General features: G+C 71.0%; 19 protein-coding genes. 10 read left to right on the top strand and 9 right to left on the bottom strand.

Annotation, left to right across the window (positions count from 1 at the left end; all coding sequences use genetic code 11):
* Positions 1-113 precede the first annotated feature (113 nt).
* A complete protein-coding gene (locus AC3ANM_RS10835; protein ID WP_488284424.1) occupies positions 114-890 on the top strand; it encodes a response regulator transcription factor in 777 nt (258 codons plus the stop codon).
* A gap of 8 nt (positions 891-898) precedes the next feature.
* On the opposite strand, the gene AC3ANM_RS10830 is transcribed toward AC3ANM_RS10835, so the two are convergent.
* The 4 genes from AC3ANM_RS10830 to dnaA form a co-directional block, all read right to left on the bottom strand.
* On the bottom strand, positions 899-1,315 hold the full coding sequence (locus AC3ANM_RS10830; RefSeq protein WP_488284423.1) for a hypothetical protein: 417 nt from the start codon (positions 1,313-1,315) through the stop codon (positions 899-901).
* A gap of 32 nt (positions 1,316-1,347) precedes the next feature.
* Entirely contained in the window at positions 1,348-2,358 is a 1,011-nt protein-coding gene (locus AC3ANM_RS10825; RefSeq protein WP_488284422.1) for a signal peptidase I, read from the bottom strand.
* Positions 2,359-2,461: 103 nt separating this feature from the next.
* Positions 2,462-3,085, bottom strand: a complete 624-nt coding sequence (locus AC3ANM_RS10820) for a TasA family protein (protein ID WP_488284421.1) — start codon at positions 3,083-3,085, stop codon at positions 2,462-2,464.
* Positions 3,086-3,322: 237 nt separating this feature from the next.
* On the bottom strand, positions 3,323-4,789 hold the full coding sequence (dnaA, locus tag AC3ANM_RS10815; RefSeq protein ID WP_488284420.1) for a chromosomal replication initiator protein DnaA: 1,467 nt from the start codon (positions 4,787-4,789) through the stop codon (positions 3,323-3,325).
* Positions 4,790-5,250: 461 nt separating this feature from the next.
* On the opposite strand from dnaA, the gene rpmH reads away from it, so the two are divergent.
* The 8 genes from rpmH (at position 5,251) to AC3ANM_RS10775 (ending at position 11,018) form a co-directional block, all read left to right on the top strand.
* Positions 5,251-5,388: a 50S ribosomal protein L34 gene (gene rpmH, locus AC3ANM_RS10810; protein WP_013885212.1), complete on the top strand. Its 138-nt coding sequence runs from the start codon at positions 5,251-5,253 to the stop codon at positions 5,386-5,388.
* A gap of 10 nt (positions 5,389-5,398) precedes the next feature.
* The gene (gene rnpA / locus AC3ANM_RS10805; protein WP_488284419.1) at positions 5,399-5,755 is read left to right on the top strand and encodes a ribonuclease P protein component; all 357 of its coding nucleotides are present in this window, start codon (positions 5,399-5,401) and stop codon (positions 5,753-5,755) included.
* Complete coding sequence (gene yidD, locus AC3ANM_RS10800) at positions 5,755-6,024, top strand: membrane protein insertion efficiency factor YidD (protein ID WP_488284418.1); 270 nt, start codon at positions 5,755-5,757, stop codon at positions 6,022-6,024. The genes rnpA and yidD overlap by 1 nt, the downstream gene beginning before the upstream one ends.
* An 86-nt stretch (positions 6,025-6,110) precedes the next feature.
* The gene (gene yidC / locus AC3ANM_RS10795; RefSeq protein ID WP_488284417.1) at positions 6,111-7,151 is read left to right on the top strand and encodes a membrane protein insertase YidC; all 1,041 of its coding nucleotides are present in this window, start codon (positions 6,111-6,113) and stop codon (positions 7,149-7,151) included.
* Between the two features lie 110 nt (positions 7,152-7,261).
* Positions 7,262-7,801, top strand: coding sequence for a Jag family protein (locus AC3ANM_RS10790; protein ID WP_488284416.1), 540 nt, complete (start codon positions 7,262-7,264; stop codon positions 7,799-7,801).
* Positions 7,802-7,872: 71 nt separating this feature from the next.
* Entirely contained in the window at positions 7,873-8,574 is a 702-nt protein-coding gene (gene rsmG, locus AC3ANM_RS10785; protein WP_488284415.1) for a 16S rRNA (guanine(527)-N(7))-methyltransferase RsmG, read from the top strand.
* Positions 8,575-8,807: 233 nt separating this feature from the next.
* Positions 8,808-9,788: a ParA family protein gene (locus AC3ANM_RS10780; protein ID WP_488287942.1), complete on the top strand. Its 981-nt coding sequence runs from the start codon at positions 8,808-8,810 to the stop codon at positions 9,786-9,788.
* Positions 9,789-9,860: 72 nt separating this feature from the next.
* Positions 9,861-11,018, top strand: coding sequence for a ParB/RepB/Spo0J family partition protein (locus AC3ANM_RS10775; RefSeq protein ID WP_488284414.1), 1,158 nt, complete (start codon positions 9,861-9,863; stop codon positions 11,016-11,018).
* A gap of 99 nt (positions 11,019-11,117) precedes the next feature.
* On the opposite strand, the gene AC3ANM_RS10770 is transcribed toward AC3ANM_RS10775, so the two are convergent.
* Both AC3ANM_RS10770 and AC3ANM_RS10765 read right to left on the bottom strand, forming a co-directional pair.
* Positions 11,118-12,059, bottom strand: a complete 942-nt coding sequence (locus AC3ANM_RS10770; protein ID WP_488284413.1) for a D-alanine--D-alanine ligase family protein — start codon at positions 12,057-12,059, stop codon at positions 11,118-11,120.
* A gap of 84 nt (positions 12,060-12,143) precedes the next feature.
* On the bottom strand, positions 12,144-13,487 hold the full coding sequence (locus tag AC3ANM_RS10765; RefSeq protein WP_488287941.1) for an aminotransferase-like domain-containing protein: 1,344 nt from the start codon (positions 13,485-13,487) through the stop codon (positions 12,144-12,146).
* A gap of 161 nt (positions 13,488-13,648) precedes the next feature.
* Between AC3ANM_RS10765 and AC3ANM_RS10760 the strand changes: the two genes are divergently transcribed.
* Positions 13,649-14,296 carry a GNAT family N-acetyltransferase gene (locus tag AC3ANM_RS10760; RefSeq protein WP_488284412.1) on the top strand — a complete coding sequence of 216 codons (648 nt, stop codon included), beginning with the start codon at positions 13,649-13,651 and terminating at the stop codon, positions 14,294-14,296.
* A gap of 30 nt (positions 14,297-14,326) precedes the next feature.
* On the opposite strand, the gene AC3ANM_RS10755 is transcribed toward AC3ANM_RS10760, so the two are convergent.
* The 3 genes from AC3ANM_RS10755 to trxB form a co-directional block, all read right to left on the bottom strand.
* Positions 14,327-15,502, bottom strand: coding sequence for an N-acetylmuramoyl-L-alanine amidase (locus AC3ANM_RS10755; protein ID WP_488284411.1), 1,176 nt, complete (start codon positions 15,500-15,502; stop codon positions 14,327-14,329).
* Between the two features lie 137 nt (positions 15,503-15,639).
* Positions 15,640-15,966: a thioredoxin gene (trxA, locus tag AC3ANM_RS10750; RefSeq protein ID WP_488284410.1), complete on the bottom strand. Its 327-nt coding sequence runs from the start codon at positions 15,964-15,966 to the stop codon at positions 15,640-15,642.
* 88 nt (positions 15,967-16,054) lie between these two features.
* On the bottom strand, positions 16,055-17,053 hold the full coding sequence (gene trxB / locus AC3ANM_RS10745; protein ID WP_488284409.1) for a thioredoxin-disulfide reductase: 999 nt from the start codon (positions 17,051-17,053) through the stop codon (positions 16,055-16,057).
* Positions 17,054-17,122 lie beyond the last annotated feature (69 nt).

Here is a 17,122-nt window from a genome sequence, read left to right as displayed (position 1 = left end):
GGTGTGGAGAACTTTGTGGACAGGGCATCGGCCGGATCGCCCGCGAAACTCGCCCGAAGATGTCTAGCATGGGCAGCCATACGACCGCGGGATCGCGGATGAGGGGGTGCGCGGTGGACACGGCTGCGGGCATCGCGGTGGTGATCGAGGACGATGAGGACATCCGCGCACTCGTCCAGGCGGTGCTCGAGCAGCGCGGCCTCCAGGTGATCGCCGCCTCCAGCGGGACCGAGGGGCTCGAGCTCGTCCGCGAGCACCAGCCCGACCTCGTCACCCTCGACCTGGGCCTGCCCGACATCGACGGCTTCGAGGTCTGCCGCCGGATCAGGGCGATGAGCGATGCCTACGTGATCATGCTCTCGGCCCGCGCCGACGAGGTCGACCAGCTCGTCGGCCTCGAGATCGGCGCCGACGACTACATCACCAAGCCGTTCAGCCCCCGCGACCTGCGCGCCCGGGTCGGTGCGATGCTGCGCCGGCCGCGGTCCTCGGCCCCTGGCGCGTCGTCCTCGTCGGACGGCTCCGCGGCGGCCGCCACCCCGGAGGCCCCGGCTGTGGAGGAGGTCGAGGACGCTCCGACCCACCGGCTGACCGTCGACGAGGAGAGCCGGATCGCCGTCCTCGACGGCGAGGAGCTGACCCTCACCCGTACCGAGTTCGACCTGCTCGCGGCCCTGTTCGGCCAGCCTCGTCGGGTCTGGACCCGCGAGGCCCTGCTGCGCACCGTGTGGAAGACCGAGTGGGTCAAGGACACCCACCTGGTCGAGGTCCACGTCGGCAACCTGCGCCGCAAGCTCGGGGACGAGGAGTGGATCCGCACCGTCTGGGGTGTCGGCTACCGCTTCGGCCAGCCCGAGCTCGCCGAGGCCGTCGCCCGCCGCAACGGCTGAGGTCGTTCTCAGCAGGTGTAGGTCACGCTTCCCGTGAGCGCGCTGCTGGTCCACGAGCTCGCGTAGGCCCAGACCGTGAACGTGACGGTGAAAGTGCCCTTCCCTGTGGTCGTCGACGACGACGTGCCTGTCATCACCGTGGCCGTGCTGGCCGCGTTGCTGCCGACCTGGCTCTGCACCTTGTAACCCGAGGCGAAGGTCGAGGTCGTCGCCGTCCAGCTCACGGTAGCCCTGGAGTTGGCGCCCTGGCAGGTGAAGCCCGTCGAGAGACCTGATGGGGGTTGCAGGGTGTTCGTCTGGACCGCGGTGCTTGCGCTGACCGAGGAGTCGAACATGCCGAACGCCGCTGTGGTCCCGAGGGCGATGGACAGACACGCCACAGCCCCGGCGGCCACGAGCCGGCGGAGCTGTCGTCGCGGGTCCATCGGGACCTCCTGCTTCGGTGTCGGGCCTGGAGTCAGGACGGCTGGTGCTCGAGGTGGTCCTGGATGGACCGGGAAGCTGACGGGGCGAGGCGGCGCAGGGCCGTGAAGGCTGTGGACGCCGCCACCCCGTCCTCCTCGAGCAGTGCTGCCTCGAGGACGGCGGCCGCGGCGGAGAAGTCGGTCAAGCCGATCATCGCGCTGGTGACCTGCAGGCTGAGGGCGCTCTCGCGGGCCGCGGAGTGCTGCGCCTTGTCCAGGGCCAGCTCGACCCGGTCCAGCCGCGGCTGGAGCAGCTCGGACCAGCGGGTCAGGAAGTCGCGCAGGCAGGCCGGGTCGTCCAGCTCCTCCGTGAGGGAGGCCAGGGCGACGGCGTCGAGGGTGCCCGCGCTGGGCTCGACCGGTGCCTCTTCGGTCTCCGAGGCACCGGGCTCCTCACTCTTGCGCCAGATGCCGGCGAGCAGGAACAGGGCCAGCGCCGCGGGCCCGACGTAGACGAACACGGTCCGCAGGCCGGGGCCGCGCAGGGCCTGGATGACCGAGCCGAGGCGGGGCACCACGGCGACCACCCGCCATACCTGCGGGTCGGAGACCACGGCGGTCCAAGGGTCGACCCCGGGGTTGTGGTCGCCCTTGGTCTGCATCTGCACGGTGCCGTTGGCCAGCCGCTTGACCGAGACCACCCGGTGGCTGACGACGCGGCGGTCCTGCACCGGGATCTGGTAGCTGATGATCTGCCCGACGGCGAGCTGGCTGACCGGCTCGGCGACGGCGACCGTGACGTCGCCGGGGTCGATGCCGGGCGCCATGCTGCCGGTGAGCATCGTCATCGTCCGGTAGCCCAGGACGTGGGGGCCGACCGCGAGGAACGCGAAGGCTGCCAGGACCAGGCCGAGGACGAGGTTGCCGAGGAGGCGGACCGCCCGGCGCGCTGCGCGGTGGGGGCGTCCGGCGCGCGCCGGGACGGTCCGCTGGGCTGCTGAACCGACCGACGAGGCGTGGGCGCGCACGCGGGCGGCTGACCGGGGGCGGGTCGTGTGTCGCATCGCGTGCCTTCCTTCCGTGTCTCGTCCGGGGGTGGTCGGTTCAGCAGGTGTGGGCGTGGTGCCCGCCGCAGGGGGGGACTCGCGGGCACCACGCGTCTGGGGGCTAATGGGCCGCAGCGATCCGCTGGGTGCCCGTGAAGGAGAAGCTGATGGTGCTGCTCTTGCCCTGGAAGGTGTTGTCCGCCGTGGTCGGCAGCGTCAGCGTCACCCGCAGGTTGTCCGAGTTGCCGTTGGTCAGCGACGCGATGTTGCTCAGGGTGCGGTTGCTGCCGACGACGGCCGTGGAGGCCAGGACGCTGGTGGTGGTGCCGCCGCAGGTGAAGACGTAGGCGGGGGAGGTCCCGCTCTCGGTCCAGGCCTGCGAGCACTTGTCGATCGCCAGCTGGAGGCCGTTGGTGGCGTCGGTGTCCAGCAGGCTGGAGGGGGTGGCAGTGGTGGTCAACGCGACGCTCGCCAGGTCCTGGTTGCCACTGGCATTGCTCAGGGTGATCGTGCGCTGGACGGTGTCACCGGGGACCAGACCGCTGGCGGCGACCGAGAGGCGGTTGCCGGACGTGCCGGCTGAGCCAAGGGCGATGGCGACCGTGCCGGAGGCGACGGCCTGGCTGGCGCTGGTAGTGGAGGTGAAGGTGCCGAAGGTCCCCAGGCCGGCGACCGTGGCGGCAGCCCCGAGGACGACGGTGGAGGCGAGAACCTTCCCGCCGGTGCTGTTGAGGCTGAGTCGCATTGTCTTCTCCGACCTGCTCGGTGAGGGCCGTGCCCTCCGGGACCCTGTTGTCCCGACACCGAGAACACTGAAGGCCGGATCTCAAGCACCTGGCGGGCAAACCCGCAAGGAGGCCCGAAGACCCCGCGATAACCCTCAAGAGATCCTCAAGAGGCGGTATGCCGGGTGCTCACCTGGCGCGGTCCGGGCATGGAAAAGGCCCTCCGGGGAGGGCCTTTTCGGGGGTCTGGAAGGGGGTCAGCGCGACTGGGACCGGATCCGGTTGGTCAGCTCGGTGACCTGGTTGTAGATGGAGCGCCGCTCGGCCATCAGCTCGCGGATCTTCTTGTCCGCGTGCATGACCGTGGTGTGGTCGCGGCCGCCGAACTGCTGGCCGATCTTGGGCAGCGAGAGCTCGGTGAGCTCGCGGCACAGGTACATCGCGATCTGGCGGGCGTTGACCAGGACCCGGGACCGGGACGTGCTGCACAGGTCCTCGATGGTCAGCCCGAAGTACGCGGCCGTCTGGGCCATGATCGTGGCCGAGGTGATCTGGCTGCCCTGGTCGTTGGGGATCAGGTCCTTGAGCACGATCTCGGCCAGGCCGAGGTCCACCATCTGCCGGTTGAGGCTGGCGAAGGCCGTGACGCGGATCAGGGCGCCCTCGAGCTCGCGGATGTTGGTGGAGATCTTGCTGGCGATGAACTCCAGGACGTCATCCGGGGCGTTCATCCGCTCCTGGATGGCCTTCTTGCGCAGGATGGCGATACGCGTCTCGAGGTCGGGGGGCTGGACGTCGGTGAGCAGGCCCCACTCGAACCGGCTGCGCATGCGCTCCTCGAAGCCGGCGAGCAGCTTCGGGGGGAGGTCGCTGGTGATGACGACCTGCTTGTTGGCGTTGTGCAGCGTGTTGAACGTGTGGAAGAACTCCTCCTGGGTCTGGACCTTGCCCTGGAGGAACTGGATGTCGTCGATCAGCAGGACGTCGACCTCGCGGTAGCGGCTCTGGAACGCCGAGGCCTTGTCGTCGCGGATGCTGTTGATGAAGTCGTTGGTGAACTCCTCGGAGTTCACGTAGCGCACGCGCACGTGCGGGTAGAGGTTGCGCGCGTAGTGCCCGATGGCGTGCAGCAGGTGGGTCTTGCCCAGTCCGGACTCGCCGTAGACGAAGAGCGGGTTGTAGGCCTTGGCCGGCGCCTCGGCCACGGCGACGGCCGCCGCGTGGGCGAAGCGGTTGCTGGCGCCGATGACGAACGTGTCGAAGGTGTACTTCGGGTTGAGCCGGGCGGCGTCGATCTCCGCCTGCTCGCGCTCCTGGGGACTGCGCTGGCGACCGGTGCCGGAGGCGCCGGCGCCACGGGGCGGCGAGAACGGCAGGGGGACCCCGCCGGAGGGCAGCTCGTCGATGACGTCGTCCTCGGCCTCGTCCTCGCGACCGGGGGCGTCGAAGGCGGCCTCGGCCAGGGCCGGGTCGACCGTGACGGCGAGCCGGATGTCTCGGCCGAGCTGGTCGGACAGCGCCTGGGCCACCTGCTCGCGCACGCGCGTCTCGACGATGTCCTTGGTGTAGTCGTTCGGGACGGCCAGCAGCGCGGTCTGGTCCAGCAGGCCGACGAAGCGGGCCAGGCGCAGGAACGCACGCTGCTGTGCGGGGATGCCCGCGGCGTCCAGAGCGGTGAGGGTGTTCTGCCAGACGTGGCCGAAGTCGACATGCGAGTCGGTCACGTGATGCCCGTCCCTGTGGTTGAGGTGCCTGATTCGTCCCGGTTGGGAGTCCCCCGATAGTAGACCGTCCACAGCGTTGTCCACAGTCTGTGCAAAACAACGGAGTCGTCCGACGCGAGGCGCGACGCTAACAAGCCGTCAGAGCACTGGGCAACCTGAATGGACAAAAACTGGTCTGGCCGGGGGCAGGATCAGGAAGGGGTCCGGCGTGTCGCCTTGGCAGGGCGGACGAGCGCGCTGATCATGGCCCGTTCGCCCCGGCTGGACGGTCCGGTACGGTGACCCCCGGCGGTCTGGTTTGACCCCCGTTGACCCCCTCCCGTACCGTGGTCGAGGCCGTGTATGTCGGCCGTTTTCGCATGCCCGTGACTCCACCGGATCCCGCGGGCTTCCGATTGCGGCTGATCACCGCAGCCCCACCACCAGATCAGACCATCGTCTGTGCAGCAACGGAGAGTCTCGTGAGCAAGCGCACCTTCCAGCCGAACAACCGCCGCCGGGCCAAGACCCACGGCTTCCGCCTGCGCATGCGTACCCGCGCCGGCCGCGCCATCCTGGCCGCTCGTCGCCGCAAGGGTCGCTCCGAGCTGTCCGCCTGAGGCGCCGAGCGTGCTGCCGGCGCGTCATCGGCTGCGTGAGAGCGCTGATTTCGCCTCGGCGGTGCGCGGAGCCCGAGCGGGCACCCGACTCATCGTGGTGCATGCCAACACAACCGACGCGCGTGCGGGTCACCCGCCGCGGGTCGGTTTTGTTGTGTCCAAGGCCGTCGGCGGTGCCGTCGTGCGCAACCGCACCAAGCGGATGCTCCGGCACCTGATGTGCGCCCGGACCGCCGCGCTGCCCCAGGGGTGCGACGTCGTCGTCAGGGCCAACCCTGCGGCCGCCGGCGCGAGCAGCGCAGAGCTGGCCACCGACCTCGACCGCCTCCTGCCCGCGGTGCTGCGGCGGGTCCGGACGCGTGCCTGATGGGTCCCGTCGGCCGTTACCTGGCCCGGCCCCTGATCTGGGTGATCCGGGGCTACCAGCTCGTGCTCTCCCCGATGCACCCGCAGAGCTGCCGGTTCTACCCGTCGTGCTCGGCCTACGCCGTCACCGCGCTCGAGCGGTTCGGGCTCTTCCGCGGCAGCTGGCTCGCGGCGCGCCGCCTGCTCCGCTGCCACCCGTGGAACCCCGGCGGCGTCGACCACGTTCCGCAGGACGTGCGGATGCGCACGTCCCGGCCACGCCACCCCTGACCACCTGCGCGTGGTGAGCGGCCGACCGACGGCCGTTCCACCCCGCTCCCGACGTGAGCCCCGGCTCGCTGCACACAGAGGAACTCATGGACACCTTGCTCGCCCCGCTTGAGATCGCCGTCGCATGGATCATGTACGGGTTCCACCAGGGACTGAGCTTCATCGGGCTGCCCCCTGACTCTGGCCTGACCTGGGCCCTGTCGATCGTCGGCCTGACGGTCGTCATCCGCATCATCCTGATCCCGCTCTTCGTCAAGCAGATCCACGCCTCCCGGCGGATGCAGCTCATCCAGCCCGAGATGCAGAAGATCCAGAAGAAGTACAAGGGCAAGACGGATCCGGAGTCCCGTCAGGCCATGACGCAGGAGACGATGGAGCTGTACAAGCGGACGGGTACCAACCCGTTCAGCTCGTGCCTGCCGATCCTGCTGCAGTCCCCGATCTTCTTCGCCCTCTTCCGGGTCCTGAACAACCTCAGCGGTATCGCGAACGGCACGCACGCGCCGATCGGCCCGATGACCAAGTCGATGGCGAAGTCGGTCGAGAGCTCCACGCTGCTCGGCGCCTCGCTCTCGGACAAGTTCGTCGGTGCGCAGACCACGAGCACGCAGATCATCACCGTGGTGCTCATCGTGCTGATGTCGCTGACCACGTTCACCACCCAGCGCCAGCTGATGATGAAGAACATGCCGGCGTCGGCGATGGACAACCCCTTCGCCAAGCAGCAGAAGGTCCTGCTCTACCTGATGCCGCTGTTCTTCGCGATCTCGGGCATCAACTTCCCGATCGGTGTCCTGCTCTACTGGCTGACCACCAACCTGTGGTCCATGGGGCAGCAGTTCTACGTGATCCGGCGCATGCCGGCCCCGGGCTCCCCGGCCGAGAAGGCGCTCGAGGAGCGCCGGCTGAAGAAGGGCAAGGAGCACAAGCGCTTCAGCATCCCCGGCCTGGGCACCGACCACGCCGCCGCCGAGCCGGAGCCCGCGGCGGTCCAGGACACGCCGCGCACCGGCCAGCGCCAGCAGCCCAAGCGCAAGAACCGTCAGAAGCCCACGCCCGGCGCGGCGCAGACAGTGCCCAAGGACGGCGACGCCGCGGACGCGGCGGTCATCGACCGCGACGCCTGAGGCGCGGCCGCCCGGCAGGCGCCCGGGCAGCCCCGAGCACTGACAGTGCACCACCCTCTCGACCTTGACCGACCGGGGCGCTGCCCCATCGCACCGCAGGAGCACAGACGATGAGCGAGCACCAGGACGACACCGCCGCCGTGAGCGTGGTGGAACCGAGCGCCACCACGGAGAAGGACCGCGTCAAGCAGCTCGAGCGTGAGGGCGAGGTGGCCGCCGACTTCCTGGAGCGGCTGCTGGACATCGCCGACCTCGACGGTGACATCGACGTGGACGTCGACGGCGACCGCGCCGCGGTGGCCATCGTGGACTCCGACGAGGGCCGGGTGCCCCGGCGACTCGTCGGCCCCGACGGCAAGGTGCTCGACGCCCTGCAGGAGCTGACCCGCCTGGCCGTCCAGGCCGAGACGGGGGAGCGCAGCCGGCTCATGCTGGACATCGCCGGCTTCCGGGCCGAGCGCCGCGCCGCCCTGGTGAAGGTGGCGCAGGAGGCCATCGCGCAGGTGCGCAGCACGGGGGAGCGCCAGGCGCTGGACGCGATGACCGCTTTCGAGCGCAAGGTCGTCCACGACGAGGTGGTCGCCGCCGGGCTCGCCTCCGAGTCCGAGGGCACCGAGCCGAACCGGCACGTCGTCATCCTCCCGGCCTGAGCGCCTGCCCGACCTCGGTGCCCCGTTTCACGTGAAACGGGGCACCACCCCTATCTGCGAGCGAGGAACCTGTGAGTACTGAAGCGACCCCGCCGCCCGCACCCCCGGTGGCAGCGGAGGTCTTCGGTGCCCGGCTCCCCATGGCCGAGGCCTTCACCGCCTTGCTGTCGGACAGCGGGGTCTCGCACGGACTGGTCGGTCCCCGAGAGGTGCCGCGACTGTGGGAGCGGCACGTCCTCAACTGTGCCGTGGTCCAGGAGGCCATCCCGGCCGACGTTCGGCTCATCGACGTGGGCTCCGGCGCCGGCCTGCCGGGCCTGGCCCTGGCAGTGGCTCGGCCCGACCTCGACATCCACCTCGTCGAGCCGATGCTGCGCCGCACCACCTGGCTCACGGACGCCGTGGCGACGCTGGGCCTGGACAACGTGACCGTCCACCGCGGCCGGGCCGAGCAGTTCTGGGGGGAGCTGTCCGCCCCCGTCGTCACGGCCAGGGCGGTGGCGCGGCTGTCCGAGCTGGCCCGCTGGTGCCTGCCCCTGCTCGAGCCGCAGGGGTCGCTGCTGGCACTGAAGGGCCTGAGTGCCGTCGAGGAGCTCGCCGAGGACCTCGAGGACGTCCGACGGGCCGGGTCGGTGGGTGAAGAGGTGCGCTACTACGGTCAGGGGGTCGTCGACCCGCTCACCACGGTGGTCCATGTCCGGGTGGGGGACCGCGCCCCCGTCGGCCGCACCGCCAACCCGTCCGCCCGTCGCGCCAAGCGCCGCAAGCGATAACCCCGTGTCGCGGTGGCTGATGGTCGGCGCGATGGGGTTGGATGGGGTCAACGGCCGCCGCTGGGTGGCCGTTGACGAGGAAGCGGTGACAGGTGAGGACGTCGGAGATGACCCGTTCCGGACTGGGCTGGCCCGACTCCGACCATGAGGCCGACGACGGACCCGGCCTGGGGTGGCCCGCAGCCCACCCCGTTTCACGTGAAACCGACTCCAAGAACCTGGTGACCCCTGTGATGCCCGCCCCGCAGCCGAACCCCGTCCCCGTTTCACGTGAAACGGATGCCGACGAGCGAGCCGCCCTGGCCGACGCGATCCCCGAGGTCGACGAGGACACGCCCCTGGCCCATCAGGTCGCGGTGGATGCCCGCCGCCGGATCTCCCTGGCCGGGAAGGCCTTCCCGCGCCCGGAGCGCACTCGGGTCATGACCGTCTCGAACCAGAAGGGTGGCGTCGGCAAAACGACGACCACGGTCAACGTGGCGGCGGCGCTGGCCCAGGCCGGCCTCCGGGTGCTCGTCATCGACATCGACCCCCAGGGCAACGCCAGCACGGCGCTGGGCATCGACCACCACGCCGACGTGCGCAGCGTCTACGACGTGCTCGTCGACGCCGCGCCCATGGCCGAGGTGGTCCAGCCCTGTCCGGACGTGAAGAACCTCTTCTGCGCCCCCGCCACGATCGACCTGGCCGGAGCCGAGATCGAGCTGGTCTCCCTCGTGGCGCGCGAGACCCGCCTGCAGAAGGCGATCCGGGCCTATGTCGACGGCGCCGAGGAGCGCGGTGAGGAGCGCCTCGACTACGTGCTCATCGACTGCCCGCCGAGCCTGGGCCTGCTGACCGTCAACGCGTTCGTCGCCGCCGACGAGGTCTTCATCCCCATCCAGTGCGAGTACTACGCCCTCGAGGGCCTCTCCCAGCTGCTCAAGAACATCGAGCTCATCAAGAGCCACCTCAACCCCGGGCTGCATGTCTCGACCATCCTGCTGACCATGTATGACGGCCGCACCCGCCTGTCGGCTCAGGTCGCCGACGAGGTCCGCGAGCACTTCCCGCAGCAGACGCTGCGCACCACGGTTCCGCGCTCGGTCCGGATCTCCGAGGCGCCGAGCCATGGGGAGACCGTGATGACCTACGACCCCAACAGCAGCGGGGCGCTGTCGTACCTCGAGGCGGCCGGCGAGCTGGCCGACCGGGGAGTCCGGACCGCCCCGTAACGTGGGCTGGTCGAGTCACCGGGGCGGCGCCGCCGTCTCGTCGTCGTGTTGTTGCAGAGAGGGCAAGTTTCGATGAGTGAGAAGCGGCGGGCACTGGGCCGTGGCCTGGGGGCCCTGATCCCCAGCTCCCCGGCCGGTGACGGCAACCGTCCGGTCGACGTGTTCTTCAAGGACAACTCGACGACCCAGACCGTGACGCTCGAGCCGCCGGTGGAGACCGCCCCGTCGGTCGAGGGCGCCCCCACGGGCCGCACCGATGCCGACGACGCCGCCGGGCGCGCATCGGAGGCGTCGGACGGCGACGGTTTCACGGGAAACATTGACCCGGCCCCTGCCGCCCAGGAGGGGCTGACCCCCGTGCCGGGTGCCCGCTTCGCCGAGCTGCCGGTCGGTCTGATCCGCCCCAACCCCAAGCAGCCACGCCAGGTCTTCGACGAGGAGGACATGGCGGAGCTGGTGCACAGCATCCGCGAGATCGGCGTGCTCCAGCCGGTCGTGGTCCGGGCCATCCCGCCCGAGGAGCAGACGCTTGACGCCGAGACGGCTCCCGCGGGCTCGGTCACCGCGCAGTACGAGCTCATCATGGGTGAGCGGCGGTGGCGCGCCACGCAGGAGGCCGGGCTGGAGGCGGTCCCGGCGATCATCAAGGACACCAAGGACGACGACCTCCTGCGTGACGCGCTGCTGGAGAACCTCCACCGCAGCCAGCTCAACGCGCTGGAGGAGGCCGCCGCCTACCAGCAGCTGCTCGACGACTTCGGGTGCACGCACGACGAGCTGGCCGGGCGGATCGGCCGGTCCCGCCCGCAGATCTCCAACACCCTGCGGCTGCTGAAGCTGCCGCCCCTGGTGGCGCGTCGCGTCGCGGCCGGCGTGCTCAGCGCCGGGCACGCCCGCGCGCTGCTCGCCCTCGCGGACGCGGCAGCGATGGAGCGGCTGGCTCAGCGCATCGTCGCCGAGGGGCTGTCGGTCCGCTCGGTCGAGGAGATCGTCGCCCTCGGGGGAGATGACGCCCCCCGCGCGCCGCGCCGGCCCCGGGCGGGCAACCGTCACCCGCAGCTCGACGACCTGGCCGCGCGGCTGTCCGACCGCTTCGACACCCGGGTGTCCATCGCCCTCGGGCAGCGCAAGGGCAAGCTCACGGTGGAGTTCGCCTCGATGGACGACCTCAACCGCATCATCGACCTGCTGGGCACGACGGGGAACGAGGACGCTGGCGACGCCGGCTGAACCCACCCAGCAGACGCCGGAGGGCGGACCCGATGATCCGGGTCCGCCCTCCGGCGTTTCACGTGGAACGAAGCCCAGCCCTCACTCGGCCGGGGTGTCTCACTCGGCCAGCGCGCGGGTGACCAGTCCGGCGTAGGTGGTGGCCGCGTCCAGCCCCGCCGCTTCGAGTGCCATCGGCAGCAGCGACGTCTCGGTCAGCCCCGGCGAGGAGTTCGCCTCGAGGAACCACGGGCGACCGTCAGCGTCGACGATGAGGTCGACCCGGGACAGGTGTCGGTGGCCGAGCACGCGGTAGGCGGTGAGGGCGGCTTCGGCGGCCGCGGCCGAGGTCGCCCCGTCGAGCCGGGCAGGGGTGAAGAACTCCGTCTCGCCCGCGGTGTAGCGCGCGTCGTAGCTGTAGACCCCGGCGTCGGGGACGATCTCCACCGCCGGCAGGGCGTGGGGCTCGCCCGTCTCGTCCTCGATGACCGAGACCGCCACCTCGGTTCCGGCGACGAAGCGCTCAATCAGCGCGATATCACCGTAGGCATACGCCGCCACCATCGCGGACGGCAGCTCGGCGGCCGTGCGCACGATCGTCAGGCCCAGCGCCGAGCCACCTCGCGCCGGCTTCACGGCCAGCGGGAGGCCGAGGGAACCCACGACGGCCTCGAGGACACCCGCGCTGCCGAGCTCCCGGAAGGTGGAGTGGGAAAGGGCCACCCCGTCGGGCACGGCGACGCCCGACTGTCCGACGAGTGCCTTGGCGACCGGCTTGTCCCAGGTCAGCCGGCACGACGCCGGTCGGGCGCCGACGTAGCGGACACCCAGCGTGTCCAGCACGTCGCGCAGCGCTCCGTCCTCGCCGGTGGACCCGTGGAGCACGGGCCAGACGACGTCGGGGGCGTGGGTCCGCACGGCGGCGAGCAGGGTGGAGTCGACGTCGCGGACCTGGGTCTCACAGCCGGCCCTGGCGAGGGCGTCGGCGACCCGACGGCCCGAGCGCAGGGAGACGTCGCGTTCGTGGCTCAGGCCACCGGCCAGGACGAGCACGTGGCTCATGCAGGGATCCTCACGGTCGTGATCGGGCATTCCGGCATCGACGGATGACGACGCCTCACGGGATCCGGCATATCACCGGATGCATCAGGACAGGTCGGGGGAGGGGAACTGCACGCGGGCGGCCGCGGTGTCCGAGGTGACCGACGCGTCATACGGCCCGAAGGTCTCCAGCAGCTCCAGCTCAGCCTGGACGACTCCGGCGAAGCGGCGCACGCCCTCGCGGATCCGGTCCGGGTCGGGGTAGCAGTAGGACAGGCGCACGTGCTGGTGACCCGTGCCGTCGGCGAAGAAGGCCGTGCCCGGCACGTAGGCCACCCGCTCGGTGACCGCGCGGGGCAGCATCGCCTTGGCGTTGACCCCCTCGGGCAGGGTGAGCCAGACGTAGAACCCGCCGTCGGGGTGGGTCCAGGTCGCCTGGGGCAGCTGCGCGCCGAGCGCGTCGATCATGGCGTCGCGCCGCTCCCGGTAGAGCTCGCGGTAGACCTTGATCTGGGCCTGCCAGTCGCTGGTGGCCAGGTAGGTCGACACCGTCATCTGCGAGTAGGCCGATGGGCACAGGATGGCCGACTCGCTGGCGAGGACCAGCTTCTCGCGGACGGCGTGGGGGGCCAGCGCCCAGCCCACGCGCAGGCCGGGGGCGAAGGTCTTGGAGAACGAGCCGAGGTAGACCACGCCGTCCTCGCAGGTCGACCGCATCGCCGGGTAGGGGTCGCGGTCGAAGCCCAGCAGCCCGTAGGGGTTGTCCTCCAGGACGAGGATGCCGTGCCGCTGGCAGATCTCGATCACCTGCGGCCGGCGTGCGAGCGAGAGCGTGGTGCCGGCCGGGTTGTGGAAGTTGGGGACGCTGTAGAGGAACTTGATCCGGCGTCCGGCAGCCTCGAGGGCCAGGATGCTCTCCTCCAGCGCCTGGGGCACGAGGCCGTCGGCGTCGCTGGCGACGTGCACGACGTCGGCCTGGTAGGCGGAGAAGACGCCCAGGGCCCCGACGTAGCTCGGCGCCTCGGCGAGCACCACGTCGCCGGGGTCGATGAAGATGCGGGTGACCAGGTCCAGCGCCTGCTGGGAGCCGGTGGTCACGACGATGTCGTCAGGGTGCGCCGAGATGCCCTCCAGTGCCATGACCTCGAGGATCTGCTCACGCAGGCGGGGGTCACCCTGACCGGAGCCGTACTGCAGCGCGGTCGCACCCTCGGTGGCAAGCATCCGTTGCACCGTCTCCGCCACCGCGTCCATGGGCAGCGCGGACAGGTAGGGCATCCCGCCTGCGAGGGAGACGACCTCGGGACGGGAGGCGACCGCGAACAGCGCCCGGATCTCGGAGGCCGTCATCCCGGCGGTGCGCTGGGCATACGACTGCTTCCAGGGGTCCAGGCGTGATCCGTGCTCGGGCACGTGGGCGGCCTCCTCTTCCGGCGCGGGGGGTGCGATGCTCTGAAGGAGGACCTGACGGTATTCCGTGCCGTCGGGTCGCGTGGTAGGGAGTCTCCCATGCACATCGCCGCAGGCGCGGAACCGTCTCGCGAAGGGGACGAGTTTCACATGAAACACGTGGGGCACCTGTGGCGCCCGGCGACCGGACGTCGGCGCCGATGAGCGGGCGCGAGATCCTCTCGCTCACGCTGGATCGCGTGGGCGACCTGCCCGACCCCTGTGCCACGTGCATCTTCTGGGAGCTCGACCCGGTCCTGGCAGCACGGGCGATGCGCGAGGGGGACCCGGAGCTGGACAAGGAGGCGTGGCTGTCCGCAGCCCTGCTGGAGTGGGGCAGCGTCGGCCGGATCGCCTACGTCGACGACCAGCCGGCCGGCTACCTGACCTACGCCCCGCCTCGGCTCGTGCCCCGGGCCGCGGCCTTCCCGACCGCACCGGTGGGGGCCGACGCGATCCTGCTCATGACCGCCAAGGTCCTGCCGGAGTTCCAGGGGCAGGGCCTGGGCCGGATGCTGGTGCAAGGAGCGGCCAAGGACGTGATGCGACGCGGGATCCGCGCGATGGAGGCCTTCGGCCAGCGGCGCACGGCCGCCGGCGAGGGTGGCGGCATGCGTTCGTGCATCGTCCCCGCGGACTACCTCGGCGCCGTCGGCTTCAAGACCGTCCGCGACCACAAGCAGTACCCGCGGATGCGCCTGGACCTGCGCACCGCCCTGTCCTGGCGTGAGGACATGGAGCAGGTCGTGGAGCGCCTCATCGCGCAGGTGCGCGCCCCGGTGCTGACCACCGGCGGACAGCGCGCCTGAGGGCCGGTGGCCCCGGGACCCGGGGTGCCGCTAGTCGGGGACCGGGTCCCCGGCGTCGGAGCGGGCCGCCATGTAGCGGCGCAGGTCGCCCAGGCGCAGCACGCCGGTGGCGTTGGTGTCGTCCTCGCCGAGGTACATCCGCTGCAGCGCGACCACCACGGCCTCCGCGAGGGTGTCGCGGAAGATCGGGTCGGCCAGGCGTGCCGCGTCGGCACCGTGGGTGAGGTAGCCGGCCTCCAGCCGCACGCACGGCATCGCGGAGCGCTGGAGGATGGTCCACGACCGGGCGTGGGAGCGGCAGTCGGCCAGCCCGGTCCGGGCCACGACCTCGCGCTGGATGAGGTCGGCGAGGTGCTCGCCCACGGCGGACCAGGCGCCGAAGTGGTCCCGGCCGTAGAAGAAGGTGGCCACGCCGCTGGCTGCGGGGTGGTCGGTGGAGTCGCAGTGCAGCGACAGCAGGATGTCGGCGCCGGCATCGTTGGCGACCTCGGCACGGGTCAGCTCGTCGGGGCTGGTGTGGGCCGAGCGGGTGAAGACCACGGTCACGCCGATCGCACTGAGGCGCCCCTCGATCCGCCGCGCGAGGTCCAGGGTCACCTCGGACTCGCTCAGGCCGTGGGCGGTCGCACCGGACTCGTCGCCGCCGTGGCCGGGGTCCAGCACGACGATGCGCCCCGCCAGGCTGTGCCCGGACCGACGCACCAGCTCACGCTCGCGCAGGGTGTGCGGGGAGCCGCCGGAGACGCTGCGACTGAGGTCGGCGAAGGCCCGCAGGGTCTCCGGGCCGACGGTCCCGTCGCCGGGCAGCCCGACCCCGCGCTGGAACTGGCGCACCGCGTGCTCGGTCGCCCGGCCCAGGACGCCGTCGACCCGGCCGGGGCTGAAGCCGAGCGCGAGCAGGCGCTGCTGCAGCTCGGAGACGTCGTCGCCCTGCAACAGGTGGCCGGGGGTGTGCGTCAGGACGCGGTCGCCCAGTCGCCACCGGGCGCCGTCCAGGGCGATCCACGTCTGGGGGCCGACGATGCCGTCGGCGATGAGGCCACGGCGTTGCTGGAAGGAGCGGACCGCGGTGCGCACGGTGTCGTCGTAGACGTCGCTGCCGGAGTCCTCCCGCAGGTCGCCCGTGGCGAGCAGCCTCTCCCGGATGTCGCGTACACCGGCCCCCTCGTCCCCCACGCGGTACAGCGCTGACGGTTGGTCCGACATACCTGCCTCTCGGGGGGATGGGGGATCTGGGCCGACGACGCGGCGATGGCAGAAGGCGAGCCTAGTGCGTGAACAGACCGGCGGCGCCTCCGCCGTTCGGGTGAACAGCAGGTGCGCCGCCGGTCGTCAGCAGGGGGTCAGCCGATGAAGTCGGACAGCTCCCGCACCAGCTTGGGCTTGGGCAGGGCGCCCACCAGGGTCTTGACGACCTCGCCCTTGACGTAGACGTTCATCGTCGGGATGCCCGTGATGCCGTAACGCGAGGCGATCTCCGGGTTCTCGTCGGTGTTGAGCTTGACCACGCTGATCTTGTCGGCGTGCTCGGTCGCGATCTCCTCGATGATCGGGGCGACCGCGCGGCACGGGCCGCACCAGGGCGCCCAGAAGTCGACGAGCACGGGCTTGTCGTTCATCAGGACGTCGGCGTCGAAGGTCGCGTCCGTGGTCTCCTTGGTAGCTCCCACGTCGGGGGCTCCTTCCTTCGGATCTGTGCTGCGGTGACAGCAGGGGGGTGCGGTGGACGGCACGGGTGCCGGCGGTGCGGAAGGCCTCTCAGCCCACGGTAGCGGCGGAGGGTGACAGCTCCGCCGCGCCACCCCGGGCGCGCTCCGCGTCGTGGTCGAGGTCGGCCAGGAACCGCTCGGCGTCGAGCGCCGCGGCGCAGCCGGAGCCCGCGGCCGTGATGGCCTGGCGGTAGGTGTGGTCGACCAGGTCGCCGGCGGCGAAGACGCCGGGGAGGTTGGTCAGCGTGCTGCGACCCTGGACGAGGACGTAGCCCTCCTCGTCGAGCTCGACGACGCCCTTGACCAGCTCGTTGCGCGGGTCGTGGCCGATCGCGACGAACAGGCCGGTCGCGGCCAGCTCACGCGTCTCGCCGGTGACGGTGTCGCGCAGGGTCAGGCCGGTGACCTTGTCCTCGCCGTGGATCGCGGCGACCTCGGAGTTCCAGGCGAAGCGGATCTTGTCGTTGCCGAACGCACGCTCGGCCATGATCTTGCTGGCGCGCAGCTCGTCGCGGCGGTGGACGATGGTCACCGAGCGGGCGAACTTGGTCAGGAAGGTGGCCTCCTCGACGGCGGAGTCGCCGCCGCCGACGACCACGATGTCCTGGTCGCGGAAGAAGAAGCCGTCGCACGTCGCGCACCACGAGACGCCGTGACCGGAGAGGCGCTTCTCGTCGGGCAGACCGAGCTCGCGGTAGGCCGAGCCCATCGCCAGGATCACGGCGTGCGCCGAGTAGGTGTTGCCCTCGCCGTCGGTGACCGTCTTGACGGGCCCGGTGAGGTCGACCGAGCTCACGTCGTCGGTGATGATCTCGGCGCCGAAGCGGTCGGCCTGCGCGCGCATGTTCTCCATGAGCTCGGGGCCCATGATGCCGTCGCGGAAGCCGGGGAAGTTCTCGACCTCGGTGGTGTTCATGAGCGCGCCACCGGCGGTGACGGCGCCCTCGAACAGCAGCGGCTTGAGGTTGGCCCGGGCGGCGTATACGGCGGCGGTGTATCCGGCGGGACCGGAGCCGATGATGATGACGTTGCGGACGTCAGTGCTCACGCGGGAGACCTCTCGGTGTCGGGGTTGGTGCGACGGCACGGCTGCGGACAGGCGCGCCACCTGCTCCAA

The organism is Oryzihumus sp. JJN4-3R (assembly GCF_057747915.1).
The sequence above is the reverse complement of the archived record's forward strand: the minus strand, read 5'-3'. Positions and strand labels throughout refer to the sequence as shown.